Annotated in this window: 19 protein-coding genes; 4 read left to right on the forward strand and 15 right to left on the reverse strand. The window is 64.7% G+C overall.

Annotated features, from left to right (window positions below; translation table 11 throughout):
* Positions 1–46: 46 nt before the first annotated feature.
* The 15 genes from atpA to argC form a co-directional block, all read right to left on the reverse strand.
* Entirely contained in the window at positions 47–1591 is a 1545-nt protein-coding gene (gene atpA / locus FHR94_RS06415; RefSeq protein ID WP_183324802.1) for a F0F1 ATP synthase subunit alpha, read from the reverse strand.
* Between the two features lie 16 nt (positions 1592–1607).
* On the reverse strand, positions 1608–2147 hold the full coding sequence (locus FHR94_RS06420; protein WP_183324803.1) for a F0F1 ATP synthase subunit delta: 540 nt from the start codon (positions 2145–2147) through the stop codon (positions 1608–1610).
* A gap of 11 nt (positions 2148–2158) precedes the next feature.
* Positions 2159–2629, reverse strand: a complete 471-nt coding sequence (locus FHR94_RS06425) for a F0F1 ATP synthase subunit B (RefSeq protein WP_183324804.1) — start codon at positions 2627–2629, stop codon at positions 2159–2161.
* Between the two features lie 63 nt (positions 2630–2692).
* Entirely contained in the window at positions 2693–2941 is a 249-nt protein-coding gene (gene atpE / locus FHR94_RS06430) for a F0F1 ATP synthase subunit C (RefSeq protein WP_071943354.1), read from the reverse strand.
* A 68-nt stretch (positions 2942–3009) separates the two neighbouring features.
* Entirely contained in the window at positions 3010–3873 is an 864-nt protein-coding gene (gene atpB, locus FHR94_RS06435; protein WP_183324805.1) for a F0F1 ATP synthase subunit A, read from the reverse strand.
* Positions 3874–3887: 14 nt separating this feature from the next.
* Complete coding sequence (locus tag FHR94_RS06440; RefSeq protein ID WP_183324806.1) at positions 3888–4274, reverse strand: F0F1 ATP synthase subunit I; 387 nt, start codon at positions 4272–4274, stop codon at positions 3888–3890.
* 235 nt (positions 4275–4509) lie between these two features.
* Entirely contained in the window at positions 4510–5433 is a 924-nt protein-coding gene (locus tag FHR94_RS06445; protein WP_183324807.1) for a ParB/RepB/Spo0J family partition protein, read from the reverse strand.
* A 73-nt stretch (positions 5434–5506) separates the two neighbouring features.
* Complete coding sequence (locus tag FHR94_RS06450; RefSeq protein ID WP_183324808.1) at positions 5507–6277, reverse strand: AAA family ATPase; 771 nt, start codon at positions 6275–6277, stop codon at positions 5507–5509.
* A gap of 29 nt (positions 6278–6306) precedes the next feature.
* Positions 6307–6972 carry a 16S rRNA (guanine(527)-N(7))-methyltransferase RsmG gene (gene rsmG, locus FHR94_RS06455; RefSeq protein ID WP_183324809.1) on the reverse strand — a complete coding sequence of 222 codons (666 nt, stop codon included), beginning with the start codon at positions 6970–6972 and terminating at the stop codon, positions 6307–6309.
* Positions 6969–8864 carry a tRNA uridine-5-carboxymethylaminomethyl(34) synthesis enzyme MnmG gene (gene mnmG, locus FHR94_RS06460; protein ID WP_183324810.1) on the reverse strand — a complete coding sequence of 632 codons (1896 nt, stop codon included), beginning with the start codon at positions 8862–8864 and terminating at the stop codon, positions 6969–6971. Before mnmG ends, rsmG begins: the two co-directional genes overlap by 4 nt.
* Positions 8865–9395: 531 nt before the next feature.
* Positions 9396–10169 carry an amino acid ABC transporter ATP-binding protein gene (locus FHR94_RS06465; RefSeq protein ID WP_221188391.1) on the reverse strand — a complete coding sequence of 258 codons (774 nt, stop codon included), beginning with the start codon at positions 10167–10169 and terminating at the stop codon, positions 9396–9398.
* Positions 10170–10181: 12 nt separating this feature from the next.
* The gene (locus FHR94_RS06470) at positions 10182–10853 is read right to left on the reverse strand and encodes an ABC transporter permease subunit (RefSeq protein WP_183324811.1); all 672 of its coding nucleotides are present in this window, start codon (positions 10851–10853) and stop codon (positions 10182–10184) included.
* Positions 10854–10964: 111 nt separating this feature from the next.
* Positions 10965–11729, reverse strand: a complete 765-nt coding sequence (locus tag FHR94_RS06475) for a transporter substrate-binding domain-containing protein (RefSeq protein WP_183324812.1) — start codon at positions 11727–11729, stop codon at positions 10965–10967.
* A 114-nt stretch (positions 11730–11843) separates the two neighbouring features.
* Positions 11844–12197, reverse strand: a complete 354-nt coding sequence (gene erpA, locus FHR94_RS06480; RefSeq protein ID WP_183324813.1) for an iron-sulfur cluster insertion protein ErpA — start codon at positions 12195–12197, stop codon at positions 11844–11846.
* 101 nt (positions 12198–12298) lie between these two features.
* The gene (gene argC, locus FHR94_RS06485) at positions 12299–13333 is read right to left on the reverse strand and encodes an N-acetyl-gamma-glutamyl-phosphate reductase (RefSeq protein WP_183324814.1); all 1035 of its coding nucleotides are present in this window, start codon (positions 13331–13333) and stop codon (positions 12299–12301) included.
* Between the two features lie 110 nt (positions 13334–13443).
* Here argC and FHR94_RS06490 point away from each other — a divergent pair, with 110 nt between their 5' ends.
* The 4 genes from FHR94_RS06490 (at position 13444) to hemL (ending at position 18024) form a co-directional block, all read left to right on the forward strand.
* Positions 13444–15210 carry a chloride channel protein gene (locus tag FHR94_RS06490; protein WP_183324815.1) on the forward strand — a complete coding sequence of 589 codons (1767 nt, stop codon included), beginning with the start codon at positions 13444–13446 and terminating at the stop codon, positions 15208–15210.
* An 8-nt stretch (positions 15211–15218) separates the two neighbouring features.
* Positions 15219–15650 (forward strand): protoporphyrinogen oxidase HemJ, encoded by a 432-nt coding sequence (hemJ, locus tag FHR94_RS06495; RefSeq protein ID WP_183324816.1) that lies wholly within the window; start codon positions 15219–15221, stop codon positions 15648–15650.
* Between the two features lie 17 nt (positions 15651–15667).
* A complete protein-coding gene (thiD, locus tag FHR94_RS06500; protein WP_183324817.1) occupies positions 15668–16492 on the forward strand; it encodes a bifunctional hydroxymethylpyrimidine kinase/phosphomethylpyrimidine kinase in 825 nt (274 codons plus the stop codon).
* Between the two features lie 242 nt (positions 16493–16734).
* Complete coding sequence (hemL, locus tag FHR94_RS06505; RefSeq protein ID WP_183324818.1) at positions 16735–18024, forward strand: glutamate-1-semialdehyde 2,1-aminomutase; 1290 nt, start codon at positions 16735–16737, stop codon at positions 18022–18024.
* Positions 18025–18042 lie beyond the last annotated feature (18 nt).

Raw genomic sequence — 18042 nt, forward strand, 5'->3', positions numbered from 1 at the left:
CTCAGAAAGCTCCAGGGCCCGCCTCCGGGGAGGCGGGCCGGCGGGGTTACCAGCTCTGAGTGGCCTTGAACTTGTCGAGACCCTGCTTCAAGCCATCCTTGATCTCGTCGCTGTAGTCGCCGGTCTGGTTGATCTGGTCGAGCAGCTCGGCGTACTCGGACTTCATGAAGTCCTGCAGGGCACGCTCGAAGTCCAGCACCTTCTTGACGTCGACGTCCTCGAGGTAGCCCTCGTTGGCGGCGAACAGCGAGATCGCCATCTCGGCCACGGACATGGGGGCGTACTGGTGCTGCTTCATCAGCTCGGTGACACGCTGACCATGCTCCAGCTGCTTGCGGGTGGCCTCGTCCAGGTCGGAGGCGAACTGGGCGAAAGCTGCCAGCTCACGGTACTGGGCCAGGGCCAGACGCACGGTGCCGCCGAGCTTCTTGATGACCTTAGTCTGGGCCGAGCCGCCGACACGGGATACCGAGAGGCCGGCGTTGATGGCCGGACGGATGCCCGAGTTGAACAGGTCGGTCTCGAGGAAGATCTGACCGTCGGTGATGGAGATCACGTTGGTCGGCACGAAGGCGGAGACGTCACCGCCTTGGGTCTCGATGATCGGCAGGGCGGTCAGCGAGCCGGTCTTGCCCTTCACCTCGCCATCGGTGAACTTCTCGACGTAGTCGGCGTTCACCCGCGCGGCACGCTCGAGCAGGCGCGAGTGGAGGTAGAAGACGTCGCCCGGGAAGGCCTCGCGGCCCGGCGGACGACGCAGCAGCAGGGAGACCTGACGATAGGCCACGGCCTGTTTGGACAGGTCGTCGTAGACGATCAGGGCGTCTTCGCCGCGGTCGCGGAAGTACTCGCCCATGGTGCAGCCGGAGTAGGCGGCAAGGAACTGCATCGGGGCCGGGTCGGCGGCACCGGCGGCGACCACGATGGTATGCTCCATGGCGCCATGCTCTTCGAGCTTGCGTACCACGTTGGCAATGGTCGACTGCTTCTGGCCGATGGCCACGTAGACGCAGGTGACGTCCTTGCCCTTCTGGTTGATGATCGCATCGATGGCAATGGCGGACTTACCGATCTGGCGGTCGCCGATGATCAGCTCACGCTGGCCGCGGCCGATCGGCACCATGGCGTCGATGGACTTGAAGCCGGTCTGGATCGGCTGATCCACCGACTTACGGGTGATGACGCCGGGGGCGACCTTTTCCACCGCATCGGTCATCTTGGCATTGATGTCACCCTTGCCATCGATGGGGTTGCCCAGGGCGTCGACCACGCGGCCGCGAAGCTCGGGGCCCACCGGCACCTCGAGGATACGGCCGGTACACTGGGCGGTCATGCCCTCTTCGAGCTGCAGGTAATCGCCCAGCACCACGGCACCGACGTTGTCGCGCTCGAGGTTGAGCGTCATGCCGAAGATGCCGCCGGGGAATTCGATCATCTCGCCGAACATCGCATCGGCGAGACCATGGATCTGCACGATACCGTCAGACACGCTGACGATGGTGCCCTGGTTGCGGGCTTCGGATGCGACATCCAGCTTCTCGATACGCTGCTTGATGATGTCGCTGATCTCGGAAGGATTCAGTTGCTGCATGCCATGTCCCTCAGGCTCAGGCGGAAAGGGCCTCGTGGAGGCGGTTCAGTCGACCACGTACCGAACCGTCGATGACGGTGTCGCCGGCACGCAGGATGACGCCCCCCAGGAGGGTGGAGTCCACCTGAGTGGTAATGGAGATTTCGCGGTTCAGACGCTTGGCCAGTGCCCGCGCGAGCTTGTCCTGCTGCGTGTCGTCCAGCGGAAAGGCGGAGACGATGTCGACGTCCAGGCGCCTCTCCTGCTGGGCCTTGAGCAGCTCGAACTGCTCGGCGATGGCCGGCAGGGCCGTCAGGCGACCCTTCTGGCCGACGAGCCGCAGGAAGTTACCGACATCTTCGCTCACGGCGTCGCCACAGACATCGACGACCACCTCGGCCTTCTCGATGCTGGACAGGCGCGGGTTGCCCAGCACCCGACGGCGCATGTCGTCGTCTTCGACGACACGCGCCACAGTCCCCAGCATCACGGACCAGTCATCCAGCGCCTTGTGCTCGACGGCGTACTCGAAGGCCGCCTTGGCATAGGGTCGCGCGACGGTAGACGTTTCCGCCATGGGTCACCTCCTCAAAGCTCTTTGGCGAGTTTGTCGACAAGCTTGCCGTGCCGTTTCTCGTCGATGGAGGCTTCCAGGATCCGCTCCGCACCCACGATGGCGAGTCGCGAAACCTGCGCACGCAGCTCTTCCTTCGCGCGGTTCACTTCCTGCTCAATCTCGGACTTGGCCTGGGTGATCATGCGCTCGCCTTCCTGGCGAGCCTGCTCACGGGCCTCGTCGATCATCTGGTTGGACCGCTTATGGGCCTGCTCCAGGATTTCGGCCGACTGCTCCTTGCTCTCGCGCAGCATCTCGTTGGCCTGTTCTTCGGCCAGTTCGAGGTCGCGTGCAGCACGGCTGGCCGTGTCCAGGCCATCGGCGATCTTCTTCTGACGTTCCTGCAGGGCCTGCATGACCGGTGGCCATACAAACCTCATGCAGAACCAGACGAAGAACGCAAAGGCGATAGCCTGGCCGATCAGGGTTAGGTTCAGGTTCACGCCAGCACCTCTCGCGTCACAGGTTTGGGGTCAGGGCACGACGGGTCTTGCGACCGTCGCGAATTAACCGACAAACGGGTTGGCGAAGGTGAAGAACAGTGCGATACCCACACCGATCATGGTCACAGCGTCGAGCAGACCGGCGACGATGAACATCTTGACCTGCAGCATCGGGATCATTTCCGGCTGACGCGCGGCGCCTTCCAGGAACTTGCCGCCCAGGATACCGAAGCCGATGGCGGTGCCCAGGGCACCCAGGCCGATCAGCAGGGACACGGCAATCGCGGTCAGACCCAGAACTTGTGCTTCCATGGTGATTTCTCCAGTTTCAGTCGAGTGGTTTAGTGGTTAGTGGATGGGGTCTAGCGGGTTAAGGGTGATCAGTGTTTCTCCACCGCCATCGCAAGATAGACGATGGTCAGCATCATGAAGATAAATGCCTGCAGGGTGATGACCAGGAGGTGGAACGTCGCCCAGGCGAAGTGTAGCGGCAGCTGGAGCAGGCCGATCATGGCGATCAGGATGAAGATCAGCTCGCCGGCGTAGAGGTTGCCGAACAGACGCAGGGCGAGCGAGATCGGCTTGGCCAGCAGGGTCACGGTTTCCAGCACGAAGTTGATCGGCACGAACAGCGCCTGCACCAGCTTGTTCGGGGAGTTGAACGGGTGCAGGGTCAGCTCGCCGATGAAGCCCGAGAAGCCCTTGGCACGGATGGTATAGAAGATGATCAGGGCAAAGACCGACAGTGACATGCCCAGGGTGGCATTGACGTCGGTGGTGGGGACCACCTTGAAGTACACATGCGCCGGGTCGGCCCCGAACATGGCCCCGATCTTCTGGGCCAGCATGGGCAGGAAGTCCACCGGCACCAGGTCCATGAGGTTCAGCAGGAAGACCCAGCAAAAAATGGTCAGCGACAGCGGGGCGATCAGCTTGCTCTTGCCGTGGAAGGTCTCCTTCACGGAGTTATCGACGAACTCGACCATCAGCTCGACGAAGTTCTGCAGGCCGCCCGGAATCCCGGTGGTGGCGGCCTTGCCGACCTTTCGAAACAGCCACAGGAAGAGGATGCCCAGACCGATCGACCACCCCAGGGTATCGACGTGGATGGCCCAGAAGCCCATCTCGGAGGCTTCCTGAGCGGAATGGGCCATCGACCAACCGTGTTCTGGGTGGTACCCAAAGGTCATGTTCTGCAGGTGGTGCTGGATATACTCCGTGGGAGTCGGGTTGTTGCCTGCCATGAGCTGCCTCGATTTCAGGTGTGCGACGGTTGCCGTATCAGCCAGGGCCCCAGCCAATGGGCGAACAACGTCACCACGTATGCGCCAAAGAAGAAAGCGGGGTTGGAAGGGGGCACTGTGATGAAGACCAGTGCGAACAATGCCACCGTCAAACCGAACTTTCCGGCCTCTGCCTTGTAGAAACCATTGACGATCTGCTTCGTGTGCCGGGCACCCTGATACCGGAACATGCGCCAGGCGAAATAGGCATTGGGAAGGAAGGCTACCGCCCCGCCCAGCAATGCCGACATGGCCACCGGCCCACCACCGCGCCATGCCCCGAGGCTCGTCAACAGACTTACCGTGACCAGTTGGGCCAACAGCAGGCGTTGGAAGCGTGGACGCTTGATACTGGCCGCCATCGGTTCTCCCTCGAATAATTGCCGTGTCGATGCGCCCCGCTTGCCCCGTGACCATCGCGGTCGCGCCAGCGATAGTCCGGCGCGATTATAGGGAAGCCCCACCCAAGCTTCAACCGAGATGGCCCCCATAAGGCCCGATAACGCCCTAGCCTACGACTAAAAGTCGAGGACCTCGCCCAGGTCGCTTGAGCGGCGAATGCCGATGACCACGATGGGGATTCCCAGTCGCCCACCATCAGCGGATATGCTCGAGGATGCCATCGAGCTCGTCGAGGCTGGCATAGCGGATCGTCACGCGACCCTTGCCGCCACGCCCGTGCTGGATCTTGACTGGAGCACCCAGCAGTTCAGCCAGGCGGCTCTCCAGGCGGGCCACATCGGGGCTGGGACTGGCCTTCTCGGTCTTTTTCGTCTCGCCCTTCGCCAACTGCTTCACCCGCGCCTCGGTGGCCCGCACGGTCAGGTCCTGGTTGACCACCTCGTGGGCCACCTGACGCTGCTTGGCGGCCGGCAGGGCCAGCAGGGCCCGGGCATGCCCCATGTCCAGGTCGCCTCGCTCGAGCAGAGTCTGGACCTCGGAGTCCAGGGCCAGCAGGCGCAGCAGGTTGGCTACCTGGGCGCGGGAGCGTCCCACAGCATCCGCGACCTGCTGCTGGGTCAGCGCAAACTCGTCGAGCAGCCGCTTGAGGGCCATGGCTTCCTCGATCGGGTTGAGATCCTCGCGCTGGATGTTCTCGATCAGGGCGAGCGCCAGCGCCACCTCGTCGCTGACCTCGCGCACCACGGCGGGAATGGTGTCCAGCTCGGCCAGCTGGGCGGCGCGCCAGCGCCGCTCGCCGGCGATGATTTCATAGCGTGTCTCGCCGACCGGGCGCACCACGATGGGCTGCATCACCCCTTGGGCGCGGATGGAATCGGCCAACTCCTCCAGGGCCTCGGGCTGGATATCACGACGGGGCTGGAAGCGGCCGCGGCTGAGCTGTCCCAAAGGCAGGCGTTCGAGACGCTCCACCGGCGTCGGGGGAGCGATGGCCGGGGGAGGCGTATCCGCCTCGCCGAGATCGGCATCGACCTCGGGCAGGTCCAGGCTTTCGCGACGGCGAGCCCCCGCCCCGATCAGGGCATCCAGGCCGCGTCCCAAGGCGCGTTTACGCGTCATCGACGTTCCCTCATCACTACGAGCCTCATCAATACGGGCCCTCATCACAACGAGCGGGGCCATCGCCTCGGGTCTACAGCGACAGCCGCCGGATCAGTTCCTTGGCCAGTACCCGGTGGGCCTGGCTGCCCCGCGAGAAGCGCGCATACTTGGTCACAGGCAGGCCATGACTCGGTGCTTCGGCGACCCGCACGTTGCGCGGAATGGTGGTCTTGAGCAGGGCATCGCCGAAGTAGTCACGCAGCTGCTTGCTGACGTCCCGGGTCAGGCTGTTGCGGGCATCGAACATGGTGCGCAGGATACCGAACATCTCGAGCTGAGGATTCACGCTATCCTTGATCTGCTCCACGGTGTCGAGCAGCGCCGAGAGCCCCTCCAAGGCGTAGAACTCGCACTGCAGCGGGATCAGCACGCCATCCGCGGCGGTCAGGGCGTTGACGGTCAACATGTTCAGCGACGGCGGGCAGTCGATCATCACCACGTCGTACTCGTCGACGATATCGTCCAGTGCCCGGGCCAGGCTGCGCTCGCGGTCATCGCCTCGATCGAGCAGTTCCACCTCGGCGGCGGTCAGGTCACCATTGCCGGGCAGTAGGGCATAGCCGGCCGCGGGACAGTCGAGGATCACCGCGGTGGGGGGCTTCTCACCCAGCACCACGTCGAGCACGCTGCCGTCCAGCGCATGCTTGTCGACGCCGCTGCCCATGGTGGCATGTCCTTGGGGATCCAGGTCGACCAGCAGCACACGGCGGTCCAGGGCCGCCAGACTGGCGGCCAGATTGACGGCGGTGGTGGTCTTGCCCACGCCGCCTTTCTGGTTGGTCAAGGCAATGATCTGGGACACGGACGACATCCTTGCGAGTAGCGGGCGCCTCAGGAGCGACCCTGGGTGGATCCGGTGTGCGCGAGGATCACCAGCTCGCGGTGGCCCGGCTCGAAGGGCACCGCCAGGTGATGACGCTCGACCGGCGTGATCCCCTCGGGCAACCCGACCAGTTCCTCCGCCACGGCCGGTCCCTTCATGGCCAGCCACTGGCCTCCGGGCGCCACCAGCGCCTCGGTTAGGCTGACGAAATCGCCCAGGCTGGCAAAGGCTCGGGAAATGACCTGATCGAACCCGCCCTGGGGCCCGGGAAAGGCCTCTACCCGGGCCTGTACCGGCGTGACGTTGTCGAGCTCGAGTTCCATCACGGCCTGGCGCTGGAAGCGGACCTTCTTGCCATTGCTGTCGAGCAGGCTCACTCGCAGGGCAGGCGCGAGGATCGCCAGGACCAAGCCGGGCAGGCCGGGGCCGGCCCCCACGTCCAGCAGCGTCGATCCCTTCACGTAGGGCAGCACCGAGGCGCTGTCGAGCAGGTGGCGGGAGACCATTGCCTCCGGGGCACGCACCGCGGTGAGGTTATAGGCACGGTTCCACTTGTGCAACAGGCCCACCAAGGCCACCAAACGGTCACGCTGGCGATGATCCACCGTCAGGCCAAGCTCGGCGAGGCCATGATCGAGGCGTGTGGCGATCGGGTCGAGAGGACTTTCGCTCATCCACTGGCCACTTTGCTGTCGTCGAGGAGACGGCGCTTCTTGAGGTGAATTAACAGGATCGACACGGCCGCCGGCGTGACGCCAGGAATCCTCGATGCCTGAGCGAGGGTCTCGGGCCGTGCCTCGGTGAGCTTCTGGCGAATCTCGTGGGACAGCCCCTCGACCCGCGTATAGTCGATCTCTTCGGGCAGCCGGGTGGCCTCGTGGCGCTTGAGCCGATCGATCTCGTCTTGCTGGCGATCGATGTAGCCTTGGTACTTGGCCTGGATCTGCACCTGCTCGGCCACTGCCGGGTCGCTGACCGGGTCACCGACCAGATCGGCTATGTCGGTATAGCCGAGCTCGGGACGCTTGAGCAGGTCCATCAGGCTGTATTCTCGAGCCAGCGGCTTGCCGGTCTTCTCGGCGACGCGTTCGGCGGCGGCACTGTCGGGCTGTACCCAACTCACGGCGAGGCGGGCGCTCTCGGCTTCGATGGCCTCACGTTTGGCGCTGAATGCCGCCCAGCGGCGGTCGTCGACCAAGCCGAGCTCGCGGCCGGTCTCGGTGAGGCGCAGGTCGGCGTTGTCCTCGCGCAGCAGCAGGCGATATTCCGCCCGGGAGGTGAACATCCGGTAGGGCTCCCGGGTGCCCAGAGTGATCAAGTCATCGACCAGCACGCCGAGATAAGCTTCGTCACGGCGCGGCCACCAGGCCTCCAGGCCGCGGGCCCGTCGCGCGGCATTGAGGCCGGCCAGCAGCCCCTGGGCACCGGCCTCCTCGTAGCCGGTGGTGCCGTTGATCTGCCCGGCGAAATACAGGTTGTGGATGAATTTCGTCTCCAGCGAGTGCTTGAGGTCGCGCGGATCGAAGAAATCGTACTCGATGGCGTAGCCCGGGCGTGTGATATGGGCGTTCTCGAGGCCCTCGATCGAGCGCACCACCTGCAGCTGGACGTCGAAAGGCAGCGAGGTGGAGATGCCGTTGGGATAGAGCTCGTGGGTGTCCAGGCCTTCGGGCTCGATGAAGATCTGGTGACTCGCTTTATCCGCGAAGCGGTGCACCTTGTCCTCGATGGACGGGCAATAGCGCGGTCCCACGCCCTCGATCACCCCGGAGAACATCGGCGAGCGATCCAGGTTGGCGTGGATGATCTCGTGAGTCCGCTCGTTGGTGTGAGCGATGTGACAACTCACCTGGCGGGGATGCATCTCCCGGTCGCCGAGATAGGACATCACCGGGGTTGGAACATCACCGGGCTGCTCCTCGAGCCTCGCGAAGTCAATGTTCTTGGCATCGAGGCGCGGCGGGGTACCAGTCTTCAGGCGATCGACCCGGAACGGCAGGGCCCGCAGGCGTTGGGCCAAGGCGTTGGAGGGTGGATCCCCGGCACGTCCGCCGTGACTGTTGTCCAGGCCGATGTGGATAACCCCGCCAAGGAAGGTGCCTGTGCACAACACTACCGTCTCGCCGAGGAAGCGCACGCCGGTCTCGGTGACCACGCCCCGCACGCTATCCCCTTCGACGATCAGGTCGCCGGCGGCCTGTTGGAAGAGCGTCAGGTTGGGCTGGCTCTCTAGCATGCCGCGGATCGCGGCCTTGTAGCGGACGCGATCGGCCTGGGCCCGAGTCGCTCGGACGGCAGGGCCCTTGCGGGCGTTGAGCACCCGGAACTGGATGCCGCCCCGGTCGGTGGCCAGGCCCATGGCCCCGCCGAGCGCATCGATTTCTTTGACCAGATGGCTCTTGCCGATCCCGCCGATGGCGGGATTGCACGACATCTGGCCCAGGGTCTCGATGTTGTGGGTCAGTAGCAGGGTCCGGCAGCCCATGCGGGCCGAGGCCAGGGCGGCTTCGGTGCCGGCATGGCCGCCGCCGATGACGATGACGTCAAAGCGGTCGGGATACTCCAAGGTTCACCTCGTTCGGCGTCGCCGCGCCGATGTTGCGGTCGGGGATGGAATCGGGCGCCAGTATAAACCTCCTGTGGGTAATCGTCAGGGTTTTCCACACCCGATTCCTACCTGCTACGACAGCTTCTTGCTTCGTATAATCAATAATAAAGAATATAAAGAGAAGTTCTGTTGTGGTTGTAACTACTGGTGTGGACACTTTCTGTGGATAAACATGGCTAATGGCCTGACAGCAGGCAGTTGTATTGTTGATTAGCGTGGGGACAAACAGCGGATGATCGGCGGACACCGTGTCCATGAGCTGTGGATAGAATGGCACCCTGTCCACAGCCGTCCGAGCTCACCGGTTGTCCACCGCTCAATACCTCACTTGTTACCGCGGCTGTGAACAACCATCATGATGCATTCTGCGTCCCGCCCTCATGGGCCCTGACGCTGGATCGGTGCGACTCGTCGGACAATCTTGTCCACAAGCTAAAAAAAAGCCCTGTCGAGATCGACAGGGCTTTTTCAAGGGCGCTAAGCGGGGCCTCAGTGCTGCAACACCCGGGCCAGGAAGTTTCGGGTGGGGGCTTCCTTAGGGGAATCGAAGATCGTCTCGGGGGGCCCCTCCTCGGCGATTTCCCCCTTGTGGATATAGATGACCCGATCGGCCACTTCCCGGGCGAAGCCCATCTCGTGAGTCACGATCATCATCGTCATGCCTTCCTTCGCGAGTTCCCGCATGGCATCCAAGACTTCACCGATCATCTCCGGGTCCAATGCCGAGGTCGGCTCGTCGAAGAGCATCAGTCGAGGCTCCATGGCCAGCGCCCGGGCCAGGGCCACCCGTTGCTGCTGGCCGCCGGAGAGTTGGGTCGGGTACTTGGCCGCTTGATCGCTGATGCCCACGCGCTCGAGCAGCCGCTCGGCGATCTCGGTGGCATCGCTGCGACTCCAACCACGCACCTTCATCGGCGCCAGGGTCACGTTGTCCAGCACGCTAAGATGGGGGAAGAGGTTGAACTGTTGGAAGACCATGCCCACCTCGGTGCGAATGCGTTGCAGCGCCTTGGTCGCCTTGCCGTAGGGCAGCAAGGGGCTGCCATCGACCTCGAGATGGCCCTGCTGGAACTCCTCGAGGCCGTTGATGCAACGGATCAGGGTCGACTTGCCCGAGCCACTGGCCCCGATGATCACGACCACCTCGCCGGGGGTCACCTCGAGGTCGATGTCCTTCAGGACATGCAGGCTGCCAAAGTGCTTGTTGACCTTCTCCAAGCGCACGATGGGGTGGGCGCCGGAGGGAGACGTATCTGGGTTCATGTCGCGCTTTCCTTATTGTCCGGCCAGGCCCTTGCGTTCGATGATGCGCAGCACCAACGACAGGGAGAGCGTGATCGCCAGGTAGAGCATAGCGACCATCAGGTAGACCTCCAGGGCGGTGAAGGTGGTGGCGATGTAGACTTGACCCTGACGGACCAGCTCGCCGACCCCGATCACCGAGAACAGCGAAGTGTCCTTGATACTGATGATCCCCTGGTTGCCGAGTGGAGGGATCATGCGCCGGAAGGCCTGGGGCCAGATGATGTAGCGGAAGGTCTGGCGGCGTGATAGCCCCAGCGAGAGACCGGCCTCCTTCTGGCCGCGGTCGATGGACTGGACGCCGCCGCGGACGATCTCGGAAATGTAGGCGCCCGAGTTGACGGCGATGGCGGCGATGCCGGCGACCAGGGCGTTGATGGGGCCGCCGAGTAGCTGGGGCAGGCCGTAGAAGATGAACAGGACCTGCACGAGAACCGGGGTACCGCGGAAGACCTCGATGTAGGCGATCGCGGGGACCCGCAGCCAGGCGATGGGGCTGATGCGCAGCAGGCCGAAGATGATACCGATGATGAAACCGATGGCCAGCCCCACGAAGGAGATCAGCAGGGTATAGGGAATCCCCGGCAGCAGGTGAGGAATCGAGGCGAAGGCCGCTTGCCAGTCGAATTGGAAGGTGACGTCCACAAGACTTCTCCCGTCAAGCTGCGCCGAGAAACGCAGCGGTGTCGAACACCGGATTCGCAACGCAACGGGGCCGGGCCCGCCGACCCGACCCCGTCATCAGGAGGGCGCAGGTTACTCGCCGCTGGCGCTACCGAACCACTTGGCGTGGATCTCGTCGTAAGTGCCGTCCTCCTTCATGGCGGCCAGGGCCTCGTTGACGGGCTCGACCCAGTCGCTGCCCTCGGCGAAGGCGATGCCGTACTGTTGCCCCTCGTAGAGGGGGCCCACGACCTTCACGCGGCCCTGGCCCTTGGTCTGGGAGAAGTAGCCAACGTTGGGCGCGTCATAGAAGGCGGCATCGACGCTGCCGCCGAGCAGGGCCATGTACATGTCGCTGGTCCCGGGATAGGGCGTGATGTCGGCGGACTCCAGGTTCTTCTGGAGGAAGTCATAGCTGGTGGAGCCGATCTTGGTGGCGACCTTCTTGCCTTCCAGATCGTCGAGTTCCTGGATATCGTCCTCATTGGCAGTGACCAGCAGGCGCAGGCCGCTGTCGTAGTAGGGATCGGAAAAGTCGACGATCTTCTCGCGTTCCTCGGTGATGGTGATGCCCGCGATGGCGACGTCGACATTGCCGGTCTGCACGGCAGGAATGATGCCGTTGAAATCCATGGTGCGCAGGTTGTACTCGAAGCCGGCGCGCTGGGCCACCTCCTCGAGGATGTCCATGTCGAACCCGACCATCTCGCCGGTCTCGGTATCCATCATCTCGAAGGGCACGAAGCTCGGGTCGGTGACCACTTCGAGCACGTGGTTGTCGGCGAGGGCCAAGCCAGCGCCCCCCATGCCGAGGGCGAGGCAAGAGACCAGAGAGGCCTGTTTCAGTTGACGTTTCATAGGATTCCCCGTGCAAGAAGTTCTTGTTGCATACGCCATCAACATGGCGAGTCCACGGGGAAGCGTCAAGTGAGGGGAATCACGCCCAGCTTGCGCTGGACCCACGCGCTGTGCTCACACCATGAAGGAGGACCCACAGCCACAGGTGGTGGTGGCATTGGGGTTGTGGACCAGGAAGCGGGCGCCGGCCAGGCCTTCCTCGAAGTCCACGGTGGAGCCGACCAGGTACTGGTAGGAGAGTGGATCGACCACCAGCGCCACCTCGCCAAACTCGATCAGGGTATCGTCGTCGGCGACCTCGTCGGCGAAGTCGAAACCGTACTGGAAGCCCGAGCACCCGCCGCCGGTCACATAGACCCGCAGCATGAGCCCACGGTTGCCCTCCTCCTCGAGCAGCGCTGTCAGGCGCGCACGGGCGCTGTCGGAGAGCAGCAAGGGGGTGGGGATGAAGGATTCGGCACCACTCATGGGTGACCTCCCCTGATTCGGTGAATGTCGAATAGGGGATGATTATCCACAATCCCCAGCAAAAGGGTCAACTTTTCCCGGAACTCCTCGTGAGATGGGGGCTAGGGCATCAGCGCCGGTGCCTCCAGCCCGGCATTCTCGTCGAGGCCGAACATCAGGTTGAGGTTGTGGATGGCCTGGCCGGAGGCGCCCTTAACCAGGTTGTCGATGACCGACAGTACCACCACGGTATCGCCGTCGCCCGGGCGGTGCACCGCCAGTCGGCAGATGTTGGCGCCCTTGACGCTGCGGGTCTCGGGATGGCTGCCGGCGGGCATGACATCGACGAAGGGCTCGTCGCGGAAACGCTGCTCGAAGCGGGCCTGGAGATCCCCCGGCTCGCCGGTCAGGCGTCCGTAGAGGGTGGCATGGATGCCGCGGATCATCGGCGTGAGGTGAGGCACGAAGGTCAGGCCCACCGGGCGGCCGGCGGCATCGCCCAGGCCCTGGCGGATCTCCGGCAGGTGGCGGTGACCCGAGGCCCCGTAGGCCTTCATGGATTCGCTGGCCTCGGCCAACAGCGACGGTACCTTGGCGCCGCGGCCGGCCCCGGTGACCCCAGACTTGCAGTCGGCGATCACGTGATCGGGGTCGATTAACCCGGCCTCCAGCAGCGGCAGCAGGCCGAGCTGCACGGCGGTGGGATAGCAGCCGGGTACGGCGATCAGCCGCGCCTCGCGGATACGCGAGCGGTTGACCTCGGGCAGCCCATAGACGGCCTCCTCGAGGAGCTCCGGGGCGCCATGGGGCTGCCCGTACCAGCTCGCCCACTCCTGTGCATCGCGCAGGCGGAAGTCGGCCGAGAGATCGATGACCCGGGTGCCGCGACCCAGCAGCTCACCGGCCAGGCCGTGGGCCACTCCATGCGGCGTGGCGAAGAACACGGCATCGCAGGCGGCCAGGCGTTCAGGGTCGGGGTCGCTGAAGGCCAGGTCGTCATAGTGGCCGCGCAGGTTGGGATAGAGCTCGCTGACGGGCAGGTCGGCCTCGGAGCGCGAGGTAATCGCCTCGATGCGCACCTCCGGATGCCGCGCCAGCAGTCTGAGCAGTTCGACGCCGGTGTATCCGGTGCCGCCGACGATTCCGACCTTGATCACGATGGACTCCTCATGGTGAACGCTGGGACCTCTGATGGGGGATATGATACACAAGAGGAAGGGCTCCCACCCAGGGTCGGGGAGGAGCCGGATCGAACAGGAAGCTTGCCTTGCCGCGTTTCTCGTTGCCCCGTTTCAGCCTCGAGCGTTTTCGCCGCCAGTTGGCCAGCGTGGATGCCCTGCCTCAGCTCTGCGTGCTGGGCCTGGTATCGGGATTGATCACCGGTGGCCTGATGGTGCTGTTTCGCCTGCTGCTGGCCCTGGGCGCGCTGGCCTTCCTCCCGGAGGGGAACCCCGAGGCCTTCGAGGGGCTCCCTCCAGCGGCCCGCGCCCTGTTGCCGCTGCTGGCGGTGGCCTTGATCGGTGGCTGGTTGTGGCACTTGCCCCCGGCGGGTCGCCAGATCGGCGTGGCGCATGTGCTTGAGCGGCTGACCTATCACCAGGGGCGGTTTCCGTTGCGCAACTGGGTGACTCAGTGGTGGGTGGGGCTGATCTCGGTGCTGGGTGGCCTCTCCGCCGGTCGCGAGGGCCCGGCGATCCACTTGGGCGCGGCGGCCTGCAGTGGCCTCGGCCAGCGCCTGCGTCTCCCCCACAACAGCCTGAGGGTGCTGGTGGCGTGCGGGACTGCCGCCGGCATCTCGGCCTCCTTCAATACCCCCATCGCCGGAGTGATCTTCGCCATGGAGGTGGTGATGATGGAGTATACCATCACCGGCTTCATGCCGGTGATCCTGGCCTCCACCATGGGGGCGGTGGTGGCCCAGGCGGTGTTTGGCTTCGAGCAGCCCTTCCAGGAAAGCGGCGTCATGCTGGGCTCGCTGTTCAACTTGCCATGGATCGTAGTCAGTGCCCTGGGGATCGGCCTGCTGGCCGGGGGCTTCGTCAGGGTCGCCCGGGCCGGCGATCGCCTCCGTCGCCTGCCCTTCGCGGCCCGCTTCGCGCTGGCCGGCGCCGTGGTGGGCGCCCTGGCCTGGTGGTACCCGCAGATCCAGGGCATGGGTTACGATACCTTGGGGTTGACCATCGCCGGTGAGCTGAGCCTGGACGTGCTGCTCGCCGTGGCCCTCGGCAAGCTGCTGGTCACCGCCTTCGCCGTGGCCTGCGGCATTCCTGTGAGCATCATCGGGCCGGTGCTGGTGGCCGGTGGTGCCGCCGGGGCGTTGTGCGGCCTGCTCGGTGCCCAGCTGATGCCCGAGCTTGCCGCCGGTCCCGCCGTCTATGCCATGCTGGGCATGGCCGCCATGATGGGGGCAGTCCTCCAAGCTCCGCTGGCGGCCCTGATGGCGTTGCTGGAGCTGACCCACAACCCTAATATCTTGCTGCCCGGCATGCTGGCGGTAGTGACCTCCTGCCTGACGGCGCGTCAGGTCTGTCGTTGCGATGGTTTCTTCATCAGCGTCACGCGCCACGGGCTGCATCCACTCCAGCAGCCACTCATGCAGGCGCTGTCTCGCGTCTCGGTGCCGGCCGTGATGGAGCGAAGCCTGGTGCGGACCTCGCGAATGGTGACCCGGGAGCAGGCCAGTGCCCTGCTTGAGGCCAAACCCGTGTGGGTGGTCATCCAGCGCGCCACCGACGATCAGCCGACGCTGGCGCTGAAGGCCGCCGACCTGGCGCGTTGGATGCTGGAACATGAGGAGGATGACGAAAAGACCGAGCCGTTGGACCTGCTGGAGATTCCCGGGCAGCGCCTGGACATGGCACCGATCCACCTGCAGGCCACGCTCTCAGAGGCGTTCGCCCGGCTCAATGACAAGGCCGTGGATGCGCTCTACGTGGAGCATGGCTACCGGCCGAAGCAGAAGCGGATTTCCGGTATCATCACGCGCGACGCCATCGAGCGGTACTACCGCTATACCGATACCCCTCCGGCTTAGGAGTCGACATGTACCTCTGGATCAAGGCCTTGCATTTGGTGGCCGTGGTGACCTGGTTCGCGGCCCTCTTCTACCTGCCGCGACTCTATGTCTATCACGCCATGGCCCGGGACCGAGGGGAGCAGCAGGCGATCGACTATTTCACTGTCATGGAACGCAAGCTGTATCGTGGCATCATGACTCCCTCGATGATCGCCGTGCTGCTGCTGGGCGGTGCCCTGCTGGTCCTCAATCCCGGCTGGCTCACCCAGGGGTGGATCCATGCCAAGCTGCTGCTGGTGCTGCTATTGGTGGGCTACCACCACCTTTGCCTGCGTTACTTGAAGCAGCTTGCCGCCGGCGGTTGCACGCGTAGCCACCGCTTCTTTCGGGTGTTCAACGAACTGCCGGTGCTTGCGCTGCTGGCGATTGTGCTCCTCGCCACGTTGAAGCCTTTCTGATGGGAGAGCGCGTCGAGATGAATCCCCACTTGCCCGTGGTGCTGGTACTGGCCGGCCATGATCCCACCGGCGGTGCCGGCCTGGTGGCCGATGCCGAGGCGGTGGCCGCCTGTGGCGGCTGGGCACTGACGCTCCCCACGGCGCTGACGGTGCAGGACTGTCGCGATGTGCACGCGGTCCAGCCGGTGGCGGCCACGATGCTTAGTGACATGGCTGCCGCGCTGGAGACGTTCGAGATCGCCGCCATCAAGGTCGGCCTGATCCCCGATCACGAGGTCCTGGAGGCCGTGGTGGCTATCATCCGTCGCCGACCCGGGGTGCCGGTGGTGGCCGATCCCGTGCTGCAGGCCGGCGGCGGCACCGAGTTGTCCACCTCGGACCTGGTCACGGCGTATCGGGCGCACTTGCTTCCTCTTGTGGATATCCTGACGCCCAACCGCCGCGAGCTGGCCCGCCTCGCCGATGGCCAGCACAGCGATGACACCCAGCGCGCGGTCAGCCTGATGCGCCTGGGCTGCCAGTCGCTGCTGGTCACCAGTACGGACGACCCCGAGGTGCCGGTGCCCGGCGACACGGTGCGCCATACCTTGCATGCTCCGCACGGCGATCGGCAATGGTCCTGGCCGCGTCTCGAGGGCCATTACCACGGTTCGGGATGCACCCTGGCCGCGGCGCTAGCCGCCCGGCTGGCGCGTGGCGAGTCGCTGGTAAGCGCCTGCCAGCAGGCCCAGGCCTTCACCTGGCAGGCCCTGGCCCATGGCTGGCAGCCCGGTCATGATCAGTGTCTGCCGCGCCGACTCTGGCAGTTGCCCACCCTTCCCCCGGGTGAGGGAGAAGACTGATTCGTTGGTGCGACGGCTGGTCAACCCGGCCGCCAGGACCGAGAATAGGATCAGGACGGCTGGCCGGTTCCTGGCGGGAGGAACGGCGGAGATCACCGCAACATCACCGCTCATGCCAAGGTTATCCAGAGAACTATCCACAGGTCGAGCGGCGTGGGCCGACACTTCCAGCCGCAGTACGCTGTTTTTGCCCACAGGACACTTTTTTCGGGACTATTTTGTACACAGGACAAGAGGTGGACATGACCACATCCGCACAGCTCTTCGAACGGGCCTGCCGCCATATCCCTGGTGGAGTCAATTCCCCGGTACGTGCCTTCAAGGGCATGGACCGTCCCCCCGTGTTCATGGAGCGTGCCCAGGGTGCCTATCTGTATGACGTGGAAGGCAAGCGCTATGTGGATTACGTGGGATCCTGGGGCCCCATGATCACCGGTCATGCCGATCCCGAGGTGCTGGAGGCGGTGCGCGAACGTCTGGATAACGGCCTGTCCTTCGGGACCCCCACGGCCATCGAGACCACCATGGCCGATCTGATCTGCGAGATGATTCCCAGCATTGAACTGGTGCGGATGGTCAATTCGGGCACCGAGGCGACCATGTCGGCGATTCGCCTGGCACGTGGCTTTACGGGACGCGACAAGATCGTCAAGTTCGAGGGCAACTATCACGGCCACTCCGACTCCCTGCTGGTCAAGGCGGGCTCCGGGGCGCTGACCCACGGCGAACCCAGCTCGCCGGGTGTGCCGGCATCGCTCGCCGAACATACCGTGACCCTCTCCTACAATGATTCCGAGGCGGTCGAGCAGTGCTTCGAGGAGATCGGCAGCGAGGTGGCCGGCATCATCGTCGAGCCGGTGGCTGGCAACATGAACTGCATTCCGCCGCAGCCCGGCTTCCTAGAGACCTTGCGCCGGGTCTGCGATCAGCATGGCAGCGTGCTGATCTTCGACGAGGTGATGACCGGCTTCCGGGTCGCCTTGGGGGGCGCCCAGGCCCATTACGGTGTCACGCCCGACCTGACCTGCCTGGGCAAGATCGTCGGGGGCGGCATGCCGGTGGGGGCCTTCGGCGGCCGCCGGGAGATCATGCAAGTGATCTCACCGCTGGGGCCGGTCTATCAGGCGGGTACCCTGTCGGGCAATCCGTTGGCCATGGCGGCGGGGGTCGCCCTGCTCGAGAAGCTGCGTGAGCCGGGGTTCCACGATGCCCTGACCCAGCGCGTCGAGACCCTGTGCCATGGGCTACAGTCGCGTGCCGATGCCGCCGGCATCGACCTGATCACTCAGCAGGCCGGCGGCATGTTCGGTCTCTTTTTCACCGGCCAGAGCCGGGTGGACAACTTCGCTCAGGCCACCGCCTGCGATGCCGATGCCTTCCGGCGCTTCTTTGCGCTGATGCTCGATCATGGGGTCTACCTGGCCCCCTCCGCCTACGAGGCGGGGTTCATGTCCAGCGCTCACGCGCCCGAGGATATCCAGCTGACCCTCGATGCCGCCGAGGCGGCCTTTGCATCGATGGGCGCGGCCTGACCACGGCCGATGAGGAGA

Source organism: Halomonas cerina (assembly GCF_014192215.1).
GTDB classification, from domain to species: Bacteria; Pseudomonadota; Gammaproteobacteria; order Pseudomonadales; family Halomonadaceae; genus Halomonas; species Halomonas cerina.